Here is a 16,102-nt window from a genome sequence, read left to right on the forward strand (position 1 = left end):
CTTGCCGTGTTTCCCTCCCCGCGCTACCACCTTGGCACGGAGGCCCCATGACCCAGTTCGCCCGCTATCCCAGCCTGACCAATACCCCCGTCGTCATTTCCGGCGGGGCTTCAGGCATCGGGGAGAGCCTCGTGCGCAATTTTGCTGCGCAGGGCGCCAAGGTCGGCTTTGTCGATATTGCCGCTGAAGCCGGGGAAGCCCTCGCCGCAGAACTCACCGCCGCCGGCCACACCGTGCGCTTCACCCGCTGCGACATCACCGATACCGAGGCGTATCAAGCCGCCATTGCCGGCTTTGCCACGGTCCATGGCGATGCGCTGGTGCTGGTCAATAATGCCGCCCACGATGAGCGCCACGACTGGAGCAAGGTCACCCCGGCCTATTGGGATGAGCGCATGGCGGTGAATCTCAAGCACGCCTTCTTCGCCATTCAGGCGGTCGCCCCGGGCATGATCGCGGCCGGGCGCGGCTCCATCATCAATACCGGCTCGATCAGCTGGATGATCATGACGCCCCAGATTCCGCTCTACGAAACCGCCAAGGCCGCCATTCATGGGCTGACCCGCTCCATGGCGCGCGAATTGGGCCGCTCGGGCGTGCGGGTCAACTCGCTGGTGCCCGGCGCGGTGATCACTCAGCGCCAGCTTGATCTGTGGCTCGATGAGGCGGGCCTCAAGGAAATCAGCGCCGCGCAGGCTGTGCCCGGCCATGTCATGCCCGATGATTGCGCCCGCATGGCACTATTCCTTGCAGCGCAGGACAGTGCCATGATTTCGGGTCAGCAGTTTCTTGTTGATGGCGGGTGGGCGCACACTTAGGCAAAGTCGGCGGTTCATCTGCCGTTCAGGCTCTTTGCTTCACCACCTTCCTGCCGTAATGAGAGGTCACCAAGTTGCCACTCACCATCCTTCAGGGGGATATTCTATGAAGTCGAAGATTCTGGTCGCTGTCGCTGCGACCCTGGCGCTCACCGCCTGCACCACCACCAATCCCTATACCGGCCAGTCCCAGCTTTCCAATACCGCTGGTGGCGCGCTGATCGGCACCGGCGGCGGCGCCGTTGCTGGCGCGCTGGTTGGCGCAGTGGTGGGTGGTGATCCGCGCGTCGGCGCGCTGATCGGCGCTGGCGTCGGCGGCCTGACCGGCGCCGCGATCGGCAACTATATGGACCAGCAGGAAGCCGAGCTGCGCGCGCAGCTGCAGGGCACCGGTGTGTCGGTCACCCGCGTTGGCCAGAACATCATTCTGAACATGCCGTCCAACATCACCTTCGCCACCGACCAGTCGACCGTGAACCCGGCGTTCAATTCGACCCTGGTGTCGGTCGCGCTCGTGCTCAAGAAGTACGACAAGTCGATTGTCGACGTTTATGGCCACACCGACTCGACCGGTTCGGCGTCGCACAACCTCTCGCTCAGCCAGCGCCGCGCGGTTTCCGTCGCGACCATCCTGGCCAACCAGGGCATCGATCAGCGCCGCTTCTATATCGAGGGAAAGGGCTCAAGCAGCCCGATCGCGTCCAACGCCACCGAGCAGGGCCGTGCCCAGAACCGTCGCGTGGAAATCCAGATCGCGCCGATCAACGGCTGATCTCTGCGGTCTCCAGAATGAAAGGCGCGGCCTTCGGGTCGCGCCTTTTTTATTGCGCGGGCACGACGGGGGCTTCGATCACCGGCCCGGCGGTGGGTGAACCGGGCTGCACGTCCGTTCCGGGCGCGCCGGTCATCAATTGCATCACCAGCAGCACCAGGATGATGATGCCCAGCGCGCCCAGCCCGTAAAGCCACCAATTAGTCGGCCCGGTGGCGCCGACCGTCAGGTCATGCTCGCCCGCGACCTTGAGTTCGCTGTCCTCGGGCAGTTCGATCCGCGAGCCGTTTTCGTCGATCAGGGCATCGACCTCCGCTACGGTCGGTTCCTTGAGATGTCTAATCTCGGCCATTAGCGCTCTCTCCTTCAGGGGCCGTATGGAACCCTCAGCAGATCAAATGCGCCGCCTGCCCGCGGGTTCCGCCACGCCGTCGGCGCGGTTGCGTCATTCCGCCCGATCACAATTCCAGAAATTTCGAAACCCTCGCCGGATCGAGGCGTTTCCCTGTCACACGCAACCAACTAGGAGTTCGACAATGGCTTACGATGACATGCGCACCCGCGATGCCAGCGTCAAGGAAACTCATGACCTCATCGCCTCCGACAAGGTCGAAGGCACCAAGGTCTACGATCCCCATGGCGAGCACATTGGCTCGATCGAACGCATTCTCGTCGAAAAGCGCAGCGGCAAGGTTTCCTACGCGGTGCTCAGCTTCGGCGGTTTCCTGGGCATGGGCCACGAACACTATCCGCTGCCCTGGTCCAAGCTGAACTATGACGAAAGCCTGGGCGGCTACCGGGTCGATGTCACCAAGGACCAGCTCGAAGGCGCGCCCAAATACGACAATGACGACGATTACTGGACTGCTGAAAACGGTCGTCGGGTCTACGACTATTATGGTGTGGCTCCGTACTGGATCTAGCCACATCAGGTATTTCAGCACCAAATGATACTCGCGCCGGCACCCTTCGGGGTGCCGGCATTTTCGAGTCAGGTCACGGGCGTCTGTTCGGGGGCGGTGTCGCGGCTGGTGCCCGCCAGCTGGGTGCGAACCTGCGTCCGCAGCAGGGCCAGAGCAGTCTGCAGCGGCTCGATATCCTTGCTGGCAATGTCATTACCCGCCACCGCACCCAGCACATATTCGGCCGTCAGGATCACATCGCGCCAGCGCGGCTGCTCGGGCAGCGTCTCGATTAGCAGATACTTGTCGAGCGTGCGCGCCTGCAGCGACGAGCGATCAAGGCTCACACGCCACACCCCGCTCGCTTCTGCCAGGTCGAACTTGGATTTCCCCGTCGCTTCGCGCCATACGCGCAGGCTTTCGGTGATCACCTTGACGATGGTCAGGCGGTAGCGATGCCGGTCGAGCGTGTCGACGCCGGGCTGCGGCGCCTCGGCGGCCATCGGGGCAGGGGTGGCATTGGGCATCTGGTTGCCCACTGTGTCGATCAGCCCGCGCACCGAGCGCGCCAGCCCCTCGGCGGCCAGCCGCGATTCCGTTGAGTCCAGCGCGATGACCAGGGCCACGCCGCCGCCTGCGGCTGGTTCCACATCGAAGCCGCTGATCAGCACGGTCTGCTCCAGCGTGCCGAATGGCACATCGTCGAGGCTTGCCTGCCCATCCTGTTCGATGCTGCGCTTGATGGCGTCGAACAGGCTCGGCGTCAGGATGTCCGTCACCAGTGTGGTGCCCGGCGTCAGCTTGCTGCTCGACAGGCGCGACGCCAAGCGGTTGGCATAGGTGATCCGCCCCGCATCGCTGACGCAGATAATGCCGGCATCGAGCGTATCGAGTAGCCGCGTCATGCGCTGCTGCGACAGGCGCAGGGCGTCTTCCACCTGCACGCGGCGGTCGATTTCGGTCTTGAGCTCGATATTCTCGCGCGCCTGCGACTGCGCGCGGCTCGCCGCCAATAGTGTCGCGACGCGGGCCAGCAGCTCATCTTTGACGAAGGGCTTCACCACATAATCGTTTGCGCCATGTTCGAACCCGGCGATCACGTCGCGGGTGCGGCTGCGTGCCGTCACCATGATGATTGGCAGCTCCAGCAGCGAATAGCGTTCGCGCAGCGCCCGCGCCACTTCGAGCCCGCCCATCACCGGCATCATCACGTCGAGCACCACGAGGTCGGGCTTCTGCCGGTCGATGAATTCGAGCGCCTTCAGCCCGTTTTCGGCGGCGCGCACGGCATAGCCATGCGGCTGCAGCACGTTGCGCAGCACCTGCACGTTGATCGGCTCGTCGTCGACGACGAGGATCAGCGGCACGCCTTCGAGGATCGGCCCCTCCGTCTCGCACCCGTCCATGATGAGGCCGTTGAGCGCATCGGAACGCAGACCGATGCTGTGCGCTGCCGCCGCCATCGTGGTCTCGGCCGATACCGATTCCGCCATGGGCAGCGCCAGCGTGAACACCGACCCCTTGCCCAGCGTGCTTTCCGCTGACAGCTTGCCATGCAGCGCATGGGTCAGCTGGCGGGCAATGGTCAGGCCCAGCCCCGCGCCGCCCGCCTGGTCGTCCGTGGCGCGCTCCAGCGGCTGGAAGATGCGTTCCAGATTATCCCGCGCAATGCCGATCCCCGTGTCGGATACCCGCAGCAGCACCGATTTGTCCTGCTGCTCGGCGGTGATCGTGATGGTGCCGCGCTTGGTATATTTGATGGCGTTACCGACCAGGTTGTAGAGGATCTGTTCGAACCGCACCGGGTCGGCCAGCACGAAGGGCAGGGAGTCCGGAATGTTGAGCTCCACGCTCACCGGCTGCCCGCGCAGGATCCCCTCGGATACCTGCAGCACATTGCGGATTGAGGTCGGCACATGCACCGGGTGGATATCGAGCCGCATCCGCCCCAGCCGGATGCGATAGAGATCGAGCAGGTCATCCACCAGCCGCGACAGGCGCCGCGCCGAGAAGGTGATCAGCTCCATCTGCGAGCGCTGCACCGGGGTCAGTTCACCCACCGCACCCGCCGAAAGGGTGGTCGAAATGCCGATAATGCCGTTGAGTGGTGTGCGCAATTCGTGGCTGGTATTGGCCACGAACGTATCCTTCTGCCGGTCGGCTTCTTCCAGCGCGGCGTTCTTTTCCTCGATCACCCGCACATGCTGTTCCAGCTCGGCATTTTTCTGGCTGATCAGCGTCAGCTGCTCGCGCACAGCAATGCGCATGCGCCGGAAGCTCGCGGCCAGCCGGGCCAGTTCGTTGGGCTTCTTGATATGGGGCATTTCCCGCTCGAGATCGCCCGCCGCTATGGATTCGGCGGCGTCGGTCAGCTTGTTGAGCGGGGCGGCAATCGTGCGCGACAGCACCAGCGACAGCCAGAAGATCACCGGCAGGCAGATCGCCGCCAGGATCAGCACGAACTGGGTCAGCGCCTCGGTATCGGCAAAGGCGACGCTGGTGGGCACTTCGGCGGTCAGGTGCCAGTTGACCTCGCCGAAGCGCACCGGCGACCACGCCGCCAGCGCCGCTTCACTGTTGAAGCCGCGCCCGATAATGCCCGCACCCGAGGTCCGGTCGCGCAGGTGGTCGACCACGGCCATGCTGCCGATGGACAGCGGGCGATCGGCCGGCACCGACACGAACTGGCCCGAGGCGCTCAGCAGATAGAGGCTGCCGGTATCGCGATGCTGGGCCTGCACCACCCGGTCGAGACCATTGGCATTGAGCCGGAACACCGCGACGCCCCGCACGCGCTGATAGAACTCGACGCGGATCGCCACATAGGCCGCAAATTCCCCGCTGACGCTGTCATAGGCGAAGTCGCTGACCATCAGTTTGACATTGGGCGGCGCGTCCAGCACCGAGCGCACCAGTTCGCCCATCGGCGTGCTCGCCATGGCGACGCGCATGTCGGCGCCCAGATAGCGGTCCTTCTCGACCGAATAGACGACGCGCCGGTCGGTATTGACCAGATAGACGTTGTCGAATTCCGAGGTGCGCACGAAGCTGGCGAATTCCTCGTGGAACTGCTGGTGCGCATTGGAGTATTCCAGCGCCGTGCGGATCAGCTCGTCATTGTCGGCCGGCAGTAGCTGCGGATCGGTATTGCCCACCGGAAACAGCCGGTGCAGCACCGCCTGCGCGCGTTCGGGGGACGGGTCGATCATGCGGAAGGCATAGGAGAAGCCATAGAAGTCGCCGATCGAATAGCGCACCGCATTGGATTTGGTCAGCGACTCGGCCTGCCGCATGGCGAAGGTCACATACTGGTTGACCTCGGCGCGCTTGGCGTCGCGCACGAAGGTCAGTTTCTCGATGGTCTCTTCTTCGATATTGGCAGCAAGGATCGACACGAACGCGTAGGCGGTCAGCACCAGGGGAATCGTGGCAATGGCCAGGAAAATGGCAAACAGCCGACCGCGAAAGCTGGACGGCGCCAGCGACAGGCGTTTCATGGAACTGCATCCTCCTCACCGGCCCGCGCGTCCTGCCTCCCAGCGGGCGCCGCGTGCCTCCGGCGTCTTGCGCGCCGGCGGGCGGCAATGTGCCCCAAATACCCCCGAAGCTAAAGCGTTCGCGCCGGTTTTGTCGAAATTGCCGATATTGCCTGCGATAACGCCGATTTTGCCGGGGTGACAATAACGCCCGCCAAACGACTGTTATGGCCACTCGCTGCCATGACCTGAAATGGGCTTGTTGATGCGGGCGCCGTCCACCAGGCCATTCAGAGCTGACGGACGGCGATCGGGAGCCAAGGGAGATTATTGAACATGAAGTACCGGCTATTGACCGCCACCCTGCTGACCGGAGCCATGCTGGCCCCGGCTGCGATGGCGCAGACGGAAGGCGAGGCCATCCTCACCGCCGTTCCCCAGCAGCTGACTGCCTGGGTTGAAAACTACAACGTCTTCAACCGCACCACCGTGCTGCCCACCATGGAAGACTTCATGTATGAAGGCCTGGTGGTCTTCAACGCGATCGACGGTGGCAAGCCCAATTTCCGCCTGGCCGAGTCGTTCACCTATGCTGACGACCTCAAGTCGGTCACCTTCAAGATGCGCGATGGCCTGAAGTGGTCGGACGGCGAGCCGCTGACCGCCAAGGACGTGGCCTTCACCTACCAGCTGATCAAGGACTTCCCGGCGCTCGACGTGCGCGCTGTCTGGGCCCAGATCGAGTCCGCGACCGCCAATGACGATAACTCCGTCACCATCGTCTACAAGAAGGTCGATGCCGGCCTGATCTACCAGCTGGCACAGGTCTACACCGTTCCCGAGCACATCTGGAGCAAGGTTGCCGACCCCGTCACCTTCACCAACCCTGCACCGGTTGGTTCGGGCCCGCTGACCGAAATCCGCCGCTTCACGCCGCAGGAATATATCCAGTGCCGCAATCCGAACTACTGGGATGCCGCCACCCTGCAGGTTGACTGCATGCGTCTGCCGCAGGTTTCCAACAACGACCAGGTTCTGGCGATGGCCGCCAATGGCGAACTCGACTGGTTCGGTTCGTTCCTGCCCGATATCGAGCAGACCTATGTCGGCAAGGACCCGGAAAACCACGGCTACTGGTTCCCGGCTGGTTCGCCGGTGTTCTTCTCGCTCAACATGGAAGATGCCGATCCGGGCCGCAACGAGGCGTTCAACGACGTCAACTTCCGTCGCGCCTTCTCGATGGCAATGGACCGCCAGGCCATGGTCGACATCGCCGGCTACGGCTATCCGACCGTCAACGACTATCCGTCGGGTCTGGGCCGCGCTTACCACTCCTGGAACAATCCGGAAGTGCAGACCGAGTTCGGCAAGTTCACCGCCTTCGATATCGATGGCGCCAAGGCCCTGCTGACTGAAGCCGGCTATGCCGACACTAATGGCGACGGTTTCGTCGAGACTCCCAAGGGCGCTCCGCTGACCCTTGAGATCATCGTTCCCAACGGCTGGACCGACTGGGTGAACACCGTGCAGCTGGCCGTCGAAGGCCTCAACGAAGTCGGTATCCAGGCGAGCCTGGCCACTCCGGAAAGCCCGGCATGGACCGATCAGCTGATCCAGGGCAACTACCAGGCCGCCATCAACTCGGTGACCACTGGCGTTTCCCCGCACTACTTCCTCGATCTGTCGCTGCATTCGCGCCACATCGGTGCGAACCGCTTCGCTTCGGCTCGCTACGTCAATCCTGAGCTCGATGCTGCTCTCGACGCCTTCAACGGCACGGCCGATGCTGCCAAGCAGGCTGAAATCATGAACCAGATCCAGGTTCTGATTGCCCAGGACATGCCGCTGATCAACGTCTTCAACAACCCGCTCTGGTACGAATACAACACCAAGCGCTTCGAAGGCTGGTTCAACGCCGACAATCCGGTCGCTCGTCCGGTCGCCTATGCTGGCGTTCCTGAGCGTCTGCTGCACCTGCTGGCCCTGCGCCCCGTCGCAGCCAAGTAGTCTCGCGATCTGAGCGCCCCCCGGGTTCCCAACGGCCCGGGGGGTAGTCTTTTCGCAACGCCGTGATGGCGTTCCGTGCAACCCGGAGACATCAAAATGTCCTTCGTCCTGCGTCGGCTGGGCTTCTACCTCGCTGCCTTTTTTCTTGCCGCCTCTGTCAATTTCCTCCTGCCCCGCCTGATGCCCGGCAACCCGATCGACGTGCTGTTCTCCCAGCAGAACACCACCCTGCCGCCCGAAGCGCGCGCGGCCTTGATCGAGACCTTCGGCTTCGCCTCCGGCCCGCTGCACGAGCAGTATTTCGCCTATCTCAAGTCGGTCTTTACCGGCGACCTCGGCTATTCGATCCGCTTCTATCCCCAGACCGTCAATCAGGTGCTCGCCTATGCTTTGCCCTGGACGGTGTTCCTCGCCGGAACGGCGACCCTGCTCGCCTTCGCGGTCGGTTCTGTTCTGGGTGTTTTCGCGGCCTGGCGTCGCGGCGGCGCCTTCGACACCATCGTCACCCCGCTGTCGCTGGCCCTGCAGGCCATTCCCGCGGTGGTGATTGCGCTGGTTGCGCTGTTTACCTTCGGCGTGGCGCTGCGCTGGCTGCCCACCAGCTACGCCTATAATCCCAGCCTCGATCCGGCCTGGACGTGGCAGTATTTCAGCAGCGTGCTCTATCACAGCCTGATGCCGGTCACGACGCTGATGGTCGTCTTTGTCGGCGGTTACCTCGTCACCATGCGCAACAACATGATCGGCCAGCTCGGCGAAGATCACGTGGTCATGGGAACGGCCAAGGGTCTGTCCGAGGCGCGCGTCCGCTTCAACTACGCCGCCCGCAACGCCATGCTGCCCTCGGTGACCTCGCTCGGCCTGACCATCGGCGCCATCCTTGGCGGCTCGCTCGTGACCGAGGTGGTGTTCAACTATCCCGGCCTGGGCCAGACGCTGTTCATCGGCATCGTCACCCGTGACTACCCGCTGATCCAGGGCCAGTTGCTGATCATGACGCTGGCGACCCTCGCCGCCAATCTGGTGGTCGATCTCGTCTACGTCTTCCTCGATCCTCGCCTGCGGAAGGTTTGAGCCATGTTCGAGACACTGAAAGTCTTCCTGCGCAACAAGAAGGCCGCCATCGGTCTGGCCATCGTGTTGATCTATGTCGCCATCGCCATTCTGGGGCCGCTGATCCTGCAGGCCGATCCGATGCAGCGCGTCGGCCGCCCGCATGAGGCGCCCAATCCCGATGAATGGCTGGGCACCACTCGAATGGGGCGCGACGTCTTCACCCAGGTGATCTACGGCACCCGCACCTCGCTGGCCGTGGGCTTCTTCGCCGGCTTCGTCGTGGTGGCCATCGGCACCCTGCTGGGCATTGCCGCCGGCTATTTCGGCGGCAAGATCGACGAAACCATCAACTTCCTGACCAACGTCGTGCTGGTCATTCCCCAGCTGCCGCTGCTGCTGGTGATCGCTGCTTTCCTCGGGGAATCCAGCCCCATCGTGATCGCGCTGATCATTGGCGTTACCTCATGGGCCTGGGGGGCGCGCATTACCCGCGCGCAGACGATGAGCTTGCGAAACCGGGAATATATCCTGGCCTCCGAGCTGATCGGCGAACCGGCCCACCGCATGATCCTGGTTGAGCTTCTGCCCAACCTGCTCTCGATCATCGGCTTCAACTTCATCGGCTCGGTGACCTACACGATCATCACGCAGGCCACGATCGAGTTCCTCGGGCTGGGCAATCCGATGTCCATCTCCTGGGGCACCATGATGTACCACGCCCAGAATGCCTCAGCGATCACCGTCGGGGCCTGGTGGGAAGTGCTGGTCCCCGCTGTTGCCGTCGCCGGCATCGGGGTGGGCCTGTCCCTGCTCAACTTTGGCGTCGACGAAATTTCCAACCCGCGCCTGCGCACCCTCGGCACCATCGCCGCGGCCGTTCGCGCCCAGGAGAAACTCGACAAGCAGCGCCTTCTCAAGCGCCAGGAAGCAACGACATGACCGGCAATCTCGTAGAAGTTCGCGGCTTGCAGGTCGATTTCCTGACCGCCAAGGGCCTGTTCACCGCCGTAAAGAGCGTCGATTTCAACATCGGGCATGGCGAAGTGCTCGGTCTGGCTGGGGAATCCGGCTCGGGCAAGAGCACTATCGCCTTCTCGCTGATGCGCCTGCACCGACCCCCGGCGCTGATTTCCAAGGGCTCGATCATCATCGATGGCGAGGATGTTCTCGCCATGCCGCTCGACAAGCTGTCCAAGTGGCGCTGGTCCAAGGTTTCCATGGTGTTCCAGAGCGCCATGAACTCGCTCAATCCGGTCCTGACCGTGTTCGAGCAGTTCCGCGACGTCATTGTCCGCCACACCGGCGGCACCACGGCACAGGCCCGCGCCCGGGCCGAAGAACTGCTCGAGCTGGTGGGCATTGCGCCCAACCGGCTCGACGATTACCCGCACCAGCTCTCGGGCGGCATGCGCCAGCGTATCGTGCTCGCTATGTCGCTGGCGCTCGATCCCAAGCTGATCATCATGGACGAGCCCACGACCGCGCTCGACGTGGTGGTGCAGCGTGAGATCCTGCAGGAAATCATGGCGCTCAAGCAGCGCTTCGGTTTCTCGATCCTGTTCATCACCCATGACCTGGCCCTGATGGGCCAGTTTGCCGACCGCATCGCGGTCATGCTCGAGGGCGAGCTGGTGGAGGTCGCTCCGGCGTCCGAAATCGTCACCGCCCCGCGGCACGACTATACGCGGCGTCTGTGGTCCTCCATGCCGGTTCTATCGAGGAGCTCGATCGCGTGATGACAAATGCAATGCAAACCAGTCCCGAGCTGCTTGAGCTCGAGGGCGTCACCAAGCTCTTCACCCTCAAGCCGATGTTCGGCGCCACCCGCGAAGTGGTGGCCCTGCGCGACGTGACCCTCACGCTCAAGGCGGGCAGGGCGCTCGCCATCGTGGGCGAAAGCGGTTCGGGCAAATCCACGCTCGGCCGCGCTGTTACCCGCCTGTTCGATCTCTCGGGGGGCGCCGTGCGCTTCAAGGGGCAGGATATCGCCAGGCTGCAAAGCCGCGAGGAAAAGCTCGGCTATATGCGCAGCGTGCAGATGGTGTTCCAGGACCCCTTTGCCGCGCTCAATCCCGCCCACACCGTGCGCCACCACCTGCAGCGCCCGCTGCAGCTGCATCGCGGGCTGACGGGCAAGGCGCTCGACCAGGCAGTGCGTGACGCGCTCGCCGACGTCGAGCTCGATGTCGACGTCAATATCGACAAATACCCGCACGAACTCTCGGGCGGGCAGCGCCAGCGCGTCAATCTGGCGCGTGCCGTGGCGGTGGGGGCCGAACTCGTGGTGGCCGACGAGCCGACCTCGATGCTCGACGTCTCGATTCGCCGCTCGGTGCTCGATCTGATGCGGCGCATGAAGACCGAGCGTTCGATCTCGTTCCTCTACATCACCCACGACATTGCCACGGCTCAGTATCTGGCCAACGACGTGGCGATCATGTTTGCGGGGCGTGTGGTGGAATGGGGCGCGCCCGCCGACGTTATCCGCAATCCGCAGCACCCCTATACCCAGTTGCTGCTCGATGCGGTGCCCGACCCGGCCGTCCGCCTCAACGAGACCAGCGGCACCGGCTTTGCCGCCCGCGCCGACGCCATCCGCGAGGCCGCCCGCCGCGACCTGCAACCCGCCGTGGAAGTCTCCCCGGGCCACTTCGTCCGCCACAACATCTAGGCGCCCCAACGGCCTCTCAATCCCTCAAACGGCGCGCTAACCCCGCGCCGTTTTTGTTTTCGCGCCCCCACGCGATTCGCCGCGACCGCGCCCAACAACAAACCGCCGCAAGGCATCCGCCCGGCAGCGCAAACATCAATATATCTGGGAGAAAACTGGTGCTGCCGGACAGGATTGAACTGTCGGCCTCTCCCTTACCAAGGGAGTGCTCTACCACTGAGCTACGGCAGCATCTGCGGGGTGGGAAGGAGTTCCTCGCCGCGACGGGGGCTCTAGTGCCATAGGCCAAATCTCGACGCAAGACCAAAAAACGCCTATCAACCGCCTTAGGCACAAAACAGATTCCCCGGAGCCATGTCGAAAACCGAACAAGCTGCCCAGCGTGAGCAAAGATTGGCCGCAAAGCTCCGCGAGAACCTCAAGCGCCGCAAGGGGCAGGCAAAGGCACGCGCCGATTCGGAGCGGCAGGCGCCGGACCCTGCAACGGCCCCCGAAAATGTTACGGTCAATAAACCGTAAACCAGTTTCGGTGACTATCAATGAACTACTGGGGTGAGGAGATTCACGTCAGGGCGCGGCGAAAGCCGGGGGCTTGCAGGCCGCCCTCACGGGAATGTACCCACTCCAGACGCTGAGTGCGGCGAGTCTGGCTTACGTGGCAACTAGGACTTGGCCTACCTCCCTCCCAGGTAGATGGGCCTTTGCGCCCGCCATATAGGAACAGACTATGGATCGTATTCGTTTGATCGGTGGCAATGAGCTGAACGGGGAAATCCCGATTTCCGGCGCCAAGAACGCCGCTTTGCCGCTGATGATTGCCGCGCTCCTCACCGATGAGCCGCTGGTGTTGCAGAACGTGCCGCGCCTGGCCGACGTCAAGCAGCTCGAGCGCATCCTCGAGAATCACGGCGTCGATATCGCCGTGCATGGCCGCCGTCGCGGCGAAGATGGTGGCGTTGGCCAGCGCATGACCTTCCATGCCGCCGATATCGTCGACACCACTGCGCCCTATGAGCTGGTCTCCAAGATGCGCGCCAGCTTCTGGGTCATCGGGCCGCTGCTGGCCCGCTGCCACGAGGCCCGCGTTTCGCTGCCCGGCGGCTGCGCCATCGGCACGCGCCCGGTCGATCTGTTCCTGTTCGGCCTCAAGGCGCTCGGCGCCGAGATCGACATCGATGAAGGCTATGTGGTGGCCAAGGCCCCCAAGGGTGGCCTGATCGGCGCGCATATCCATTTCCCCAAGGTGTCGGTCGGCGCGACTCACACCATCCTGATGGCAGCAACCCTGGCCCGTGGCGTCACGGTGATCGAGAATGCCGCCCAGGAACCCGAAATCACCAACGTTGCCGAGTGCCTGGTCGCCATGGGCGCCAAGATCACCGGCATCGGCACCCGCACGCTGACCATCGAGGGCGTCGAGCGCCTGCATGGCGCTACGGTCGACGTGATTCCCGACCGCATCGAAACCGGCACCTTCGCGATGGCTGCGGCCATGACGGGCGGCAATGTGCTGCTCAAGGGCGCCCGCACCGAGCACCTGCAGGCGGCGCTGGATATTCTGGCCCAGACCGGCGTCGTGCTCACCGACGAGCCCGAGGGCCTGCGCGTGCACCGCAATGGCAACGGCATCCAGCCGGTCGATGTGGAAACCGATCCCTTCCCCGGCTTCCCGACCGATTTGCAGGCCCAGTTCATGGCCCTGATGACCATGTCCTCCGGCACCAGCCAGATTCGCGAGACCATTTTCGAGAATCGCTACATGCACGTGGCAGAATTGGCCCGCTTCGGCGCCGACATCACCGTCGATGGCCAGCTGGCCACCGTGCACGGCAAGGCCCAGCTCAAGGGCGCCCAGGTTATGGCAACCGATCTGCGCGCTTCGGTGTCGCTGGTCATTGCCGGCCTCGCCGCCAAGGGCGAAACCGTGGTCAACCGCATCTACCACCTCGATCGCGGCTTCGAACGCCTCGAAGAAAAACTCAGCCGCTGCGGCGCCCAGATCGAGCGCTTGGCCGGCTAGTCCAGCCGCGCACCAGTCAATCATCACGCCCGCGGCCCACCCCGCGGGCGTTTTTGCTTTTGGGAGGTATTTCGATCCAATGCTCTCACACCCACCGCCGCTGCCCGCGGACTTGATCCGCGGGCCATCGTCACGCGGCAAGCGCGCATAACGGCCCACGGATCAAGTCCGTGGGCAGCGCGGTGGGGAGGGCAGGGCAGTTTCCCATTGGCGCCACCCCACCCCACCCACCGGGTCACCCCGGCTCGACCCGGGGCCCATCCCGAGATTTCGCCACGCCCCTATGGTTCGAGGGTCGCAAAGGCTCCCGCCTCACCATGAGGTCTACTTTGGCACCGCGCCCCCAGTAGCCCTCATGGTGAAGTGCGCTTCTTCAGCGCCTCGAACCACGATGGCGTGCCCCATCCTCTCCCCACCCACCGGCGCTGCCCGCGGACTTGATCCGCGGGCCCCTTGCAACACGGCAGGACCTGATAGAGGCCCACGGATCAAGTCCGTGGGCAGCGCCGCGGGCAGGAGAAGCCCACCACCACCGCCCCACCCTTTTTCCCCGCCCCCCTTTCCCCAAACGGCGCAAGCTTGTAGATCGGACGGGAGATGACCAGATAGGCTCGTCTCCACGCAAACAGGGCCGACCAGCCATGACCGACCTCAAATTGCTCGCGCTCGATAGCGAAGACCTCGAAGTCATCTCCGCTCATGTGCAGGACGCTGTCGTGCGCGTCCCCGATATGGGCTATGCGCGCGGCGACCGTCGGTTTGCCCTGATCATGAACCGGTTTGATTGGGAATCGGCCAAGGGCCGGCGCGACAAGGGCATCCGCAAGCGGGCGGCCCTGCATTTCGATGCCGTGCAGTCCGTGGTCACCAATGGGTTTGATCCGGCTTCCCCCGAAGGCGTGCTCGAACTGCTCGCCATCACCTTCATGCCCATCGATGGCCCGGCCGGCATTGTCGAGCTGAGCTTTGCCGGTGGCGGCACGGTGCGTTTGGGCGTTGAATGCCTCGAAGCGCGCCTGTCAGACCTCGGCGCCGCTTGGGCCGCTTCGGCCAAGCCCGCCCACCAGATCGACTAAAGGACGTCCAATGCCCATCCGTCTCGACACCGCCGAACCCGGCTTTGAGTTGCGCTTCCAGGCCCTGCTCGACGGCAAGCGCGAGTCCAGCCAGGACGTCAACGATTCCGTCGCGGCCATCATCGCCGATGTGCGCGCCCGTGGCGACGCAGCCGTTGTCGAGCTGACCAACAAGTTCGACCGCACCGATTTCGCCGTGGCCGATCTGCGCATCTCCCCCGAGGAGATCGACGCCGCCGCGGCAACCGTGTCCGATGAGGTGCGCGCGGCGCTGCAGACCGCGCATGACCGCATCTGGGCGCACCACGCCAAGGGCAAGCCCGAAGACCACATCTATACCGATGCCCTCGGCGTCACCCTGGGCACCCGCTGGACACCCGTTGATGCTGTCGGCATCTATGTCCCGGGTGGCCTCGCCTCCTATCCCTCGTCGGTGCTGATGAATGCCGTGCCCGCCAAGGTGGCCGGTGTCGCCCGCATCGCCATGGTGGTGCCGACCCCGGGCGGGCAGATCAACGCCGCCATCCTCGCCGCCGCCAAGATAGCCGGCGTCACCGAGATTTACCGCGTCGGTGGGGCGCAGGCCGTTGCCGCGCTCGCCTATGGCACCGCCACCATCGCAAAGGTCGACAAGGTCACTGGCCCCGGCAATGCCTATGTCGCCACGGCCAAGCGCCAGGTTTTCGGCCAGGTCGGCATCGACATGATTGCCGGGCCCTCCGAAGTGCTTGTCATCGCCGATGGCTCAGCCAACCCCGCCTGGGTCGCTGCCGATCTCATCGCGCAGGCCGAGCACGGGGCAGGGGCCCAGTCCATCCTGGTCACCACCGAAAAGGGCCTGGCCGACGCGGTTGAGGCCGAGGTCGATCGCCAGCTTTCGCTGCTGCCCAAGCAGGAGATCGCCCGCGACGGCTGGAACGAGTTCGGCGCCATCATCACCGTGGCGTCGCTCGATGAAGCCGCCGAGCTGGCCAACCGCATTGCGTCCGAGCATGTCGAGCTGGCCATTGCCGATCCCGACACCATGCTGAACGCGATCCGCCATGCCGGCGCGATTTTCCTCGGTCACCACACGCCCGAAGCCATTGGCGATTATGTCGGCGGTTCCAACCACGTGTTGCCTACCGCCCGGTCGGCGCGCTTTGCCTCGGGGCTGGGCGTCATCGACTTTATGAAGCGCACGACGATTCTGGGCTGCGACCCCGGCTCGCTCGCCGCGCTCAGCAGGGCGGCGGTGACGCTGGCCGAGGTTGAGGCGCTGGATGGGCACGGGCGCTCCATTTCGATCCGGCTCAACCATTGAG

13 protein-coding genes and 1 tRNA gene are annotated in these 16,102 nt (G+C 64.1%); 11 read left to right on the forward strand and 3 right to left on the reverse strand.

Going from position 1 to position 16,102, the window contains the following annotated elements:
* Positions 1-47: 47 nt before the first annotated feature.
* Entirely contained in the window at positions 48-818 is a 771-nt protein-coding gene (locus ACZ5WT_RS09550) for an SDR family NAD(P)-dependent oxidoreductase (protein WP_464283563.1), read from the forward strand.
* Between the two features lie 106 nt (positions 819-924).
* The gene (locus ACZ5WT_RS09555) at positions 925-1,590 is read left to right on the forward strand and encodes a YiaD family glycine zipper/OmpA-like lipoprotein (protein ID WP_464283564.1); all 666 of its coding nucleotides are present in this window, start codon (positions 925-927) and stop codon (positions 1,588-1,590) included.
* 49 nt (positions 1,591-1,639) lie between these two features.
* Here ACZ5WT_RS09555 and ACZ5WT_RS09560 read toward each other — a convergent pair whose 3' ends face one another.
* The gene (locus ACZ5WT_RS09560; RefSeq protein WP_464283565.1) at positions 1,640-1,942 is read right to left on the reverse strand and encodes a hypothetical protein; all 303 of its coding nucleotides are present in this window, start codon (positions 1,940-1,942) and stop codon (positions 1,640-1,642) included.
* Positions 1,943-2,126: 184 nt separating this feature from the next.
* Between ACZ5WT_RS09560 and ACZ5WT_RS09565 the strand changes: the two genes are divergently transcribed.
* Positions 2,127-2,513, forward strand: coding sequence for a PRC-barrel domain-containing protein (locus tag ACZ5WT_RS09565; RefSeq protein ID WP_464283566.1), 387 nt, complete (start codon positions 2,127-2,129; stop codon positions 2,511-2,513).
* 68 nt (positions 2,514-2,581) lie between these two features.
* Here the strand turns inward: ACZ5WT_RS09565 and ACZ5WT_RS09570 are convergent, their stop codons facing one another.
* Positions 2,582-5,989: a response regulator gene (locus ACZ5WT_RS09570; protein ID WP_464283567.1), complete on the reverse strand. Its 3,408-nt coding sequence runs from the start codon at positions 5,987-5,989 to the stop codon at positions 2,582-2,584.
* Between the two features lie 315 nt (positions 5,990-6,304).
* Here ACZ5WT_RS09570 and ACZ5WT_RS09575 point away from each other — a divergent pair, with 315 nt between their 5' ends.
* The 5 genes from ACZ5WT_RS09575 (at position 6,305) to ACZ5WT_RS09595 (ending at position 11,702) form a co-directional block, all read left to right on the forward strand.
* A complete protein-coding gene (locus ACZ5WT_RS09575; RefSeq protein WP_464283568.1) occupies positions 6,305-7,975 on the forward strand; it encodes an ABC transporter substrate-binding protein in 1,671 nt (556 codons plus the stop codon).
* A 96-nt stretch (positions 7,976-8,071) separates the two neighbouring features.
* Entirely contained in the window at positions 8,072-9,049 is a 978-nt protein-coding gene (locus ACZ5WT_RS09580) for an ABC transporter permease (RefSeq protein WP_464283569.1), read from the forward strand.
* Between the two features lie 15 nt (positions 9,050-9,064).
* The gene (locus ACZ5WT_RS09585; protein ID WP_464287182.1) at positions 9,065-9,970 is read left to right on the forward strand and encodes an ABC transporter permease; all 906 of its coding nucleotides are present in this window, start codon (positions 9,065-9,067) and stop codon (positions 9,968-9,970) included.
* The gene (locus tag ACZ5WT_RS09590; RefSeq protein WP_464283570.1) at positions 9,967-10,767 is read left to right on the forward strand and encodes an ABC transporter ATP-binding protein; all 801 of its coding nucleotides are present in this window, start codon (positions 9,967-9,969) and stop codon (positions 10,765-10,767) included. The genes ACZ5WT_RS09585 and ACZ5WT_RS09590 overlap by 4 nt, the downstream gene beginning before the upstream one ends.
* 11 nt (positions 10,768-10,778) lie before the next feature.
* Positions 10,779-11,702, forward strand: coding sequence for an ABC transporter ATP-binding protein (locus ACZ5WT_RS09595; protein WP_464283571.1), 924 nt, complete (start codon positions 10,779-10,781; stop codon positions 11,700-11,702).
* Between the two features lie 156 nt (positions 11,703-11,858).
* Here ACZ5WT_RS09595 and ACZ5WT_RS09600 read toward each other — a convergent pair.
* Positions 11,859-11,933: transfer RNA gene (locus ACZ5WT_RS09600), tRNA-Thr, on the reverse strand.
* Positions 11,934-12,429: 496 nt separating this feature from the next.
* Here ACZ5WT_RS09600 and murA point away from each other — a divergent pair.
* The 3 genes from murA (at position 12,430) to hisD (ending at position 16,101) form a co-directional block, all read left to right on the forward strand.
* A complete protein-coding gene (gene murA, locus ACZ5WT_RS09605) occupies positions 12,430-13,722 on the forward strand; it encodes a UDP-N-acetylglucosamine 1-carboxyvinyltransferase (protein WP_464283572.1) in 1,293 nt (430 codons plus the stop codon).
* 641 nt (positions 13,723-14,363) lie between these two features.
* A complete protein-coding gene (locus ACZ5WT_RS09610; protein ID WP_464283573.1) occupies positions 14,364-14,798 on the forward strand; it encodes a DUF2948 family protein in 435 nt (144 codons plus the stop codon).
* 10 nt (positions 14,799-14,808) lie between these two features.
* Positions 14,809-16,101: a histidinol dehydrogenase gene (gene hisD, locus ACZ5WT_RS09615; RefSeq protein ID WP_464283574.1), complete on the forward strand. Its 1,293-nt coding sequence runs from the start codon at positions 14,809-14,811 to the stop codon at positions 16,099-16,101.
* Position 16,102 lies beyond the last annotated feature (1 nt).

The organism is Devosia sp. T2-14, assembly GCF_055397495.1.

Bases quoted from the DNA above. Each gene is read 5' to 3' on its own strand.
- ACZ5WT_RS09575 (WP_464283568.1), top strand. From the start codon at position 6,305: ATGAAGTACCGGCTATTGACCGCCACCCTGCTGACCGGAGCCATGCTG.
- ACZ5WT_RS09550 (WP_464283563.1), top strand. From the start codon at position 48: ATGACCCAGTTCGCCCGCTATCCCAGCCTGACCAATACCCCCGTCGTC.
- ACZ5WT_RS09570 (WP_464283567.1), bottom strand. From the start codon at position 5,989: ATGAAACGCCTGTCGCTGGCGCCGTCCAGCTTTCGCGGTCGGCTGTTT.
- ACZ5WT_RS09610 (WP_464283573.1), top strand. From the start codon at position 14,364: ATGACCGACCTCAAATTGCTCGCGCTCGATAGCGAAGACCTCGAAGTC.
- ACZ5WT_RS09560 (WP_464283565.1), bottom strand. From the start codon at position 1,942: ATGGCCGAGATTAGACATCTCAAGGAACCGACCGTAGCGGAGGTCGAT.
- ACZ5WT_RS09555 (WP_464283564.1), top strand. From the start codon at position 925: ATGAAGTCGAAGATTCTGGTCGCTGTCGCTGCGACCCTGGCGCTCACC.
- hisD (WP_464283574.1), top strand. From the start codon at position 14,809: ATGCCCATCCGTCTCGACACCGCCGAACCCGGCTTTGAGTTGCGCTTC.
- ACZ5WT_RS09590 (WP_464283570.1), top strand. From the start codon at position 9,967: ATGACCGGCAATCTCGTAGAAGTTCGCGGCTTGCAGGTCGATTTCCTG.
- ACZ5WT_RS09595 (WP_464283571.1), top strand. From the start codon at position 10,779: ATGCAAACCAGTCCCGAGCTGCTTGAGCTCGAGGGCGTCACCAAGCTC.
- ACZ5WT_RS09580 (WP_464283569.1), top strand. From the start codon at position 8,072: ATGTCCTTCGTCCTGCGTCGGCTGGGCTTCTACCTCGCTGCCTTTTTT.
- ACZ5WT_RS09565 (WP_464283566.1), top strand. From the start codon at position 2,127: ATGGCTTACGATGACATGCGCACCCGCGATGCCAGCGTCAAGGAAACT.
- murA (WP_464283572.1), top strand. From the start codon at position 12,430: ATGGATCGTATTCGTTTGATCGGTGGCAATGAGCTGAACGGGGAAATC.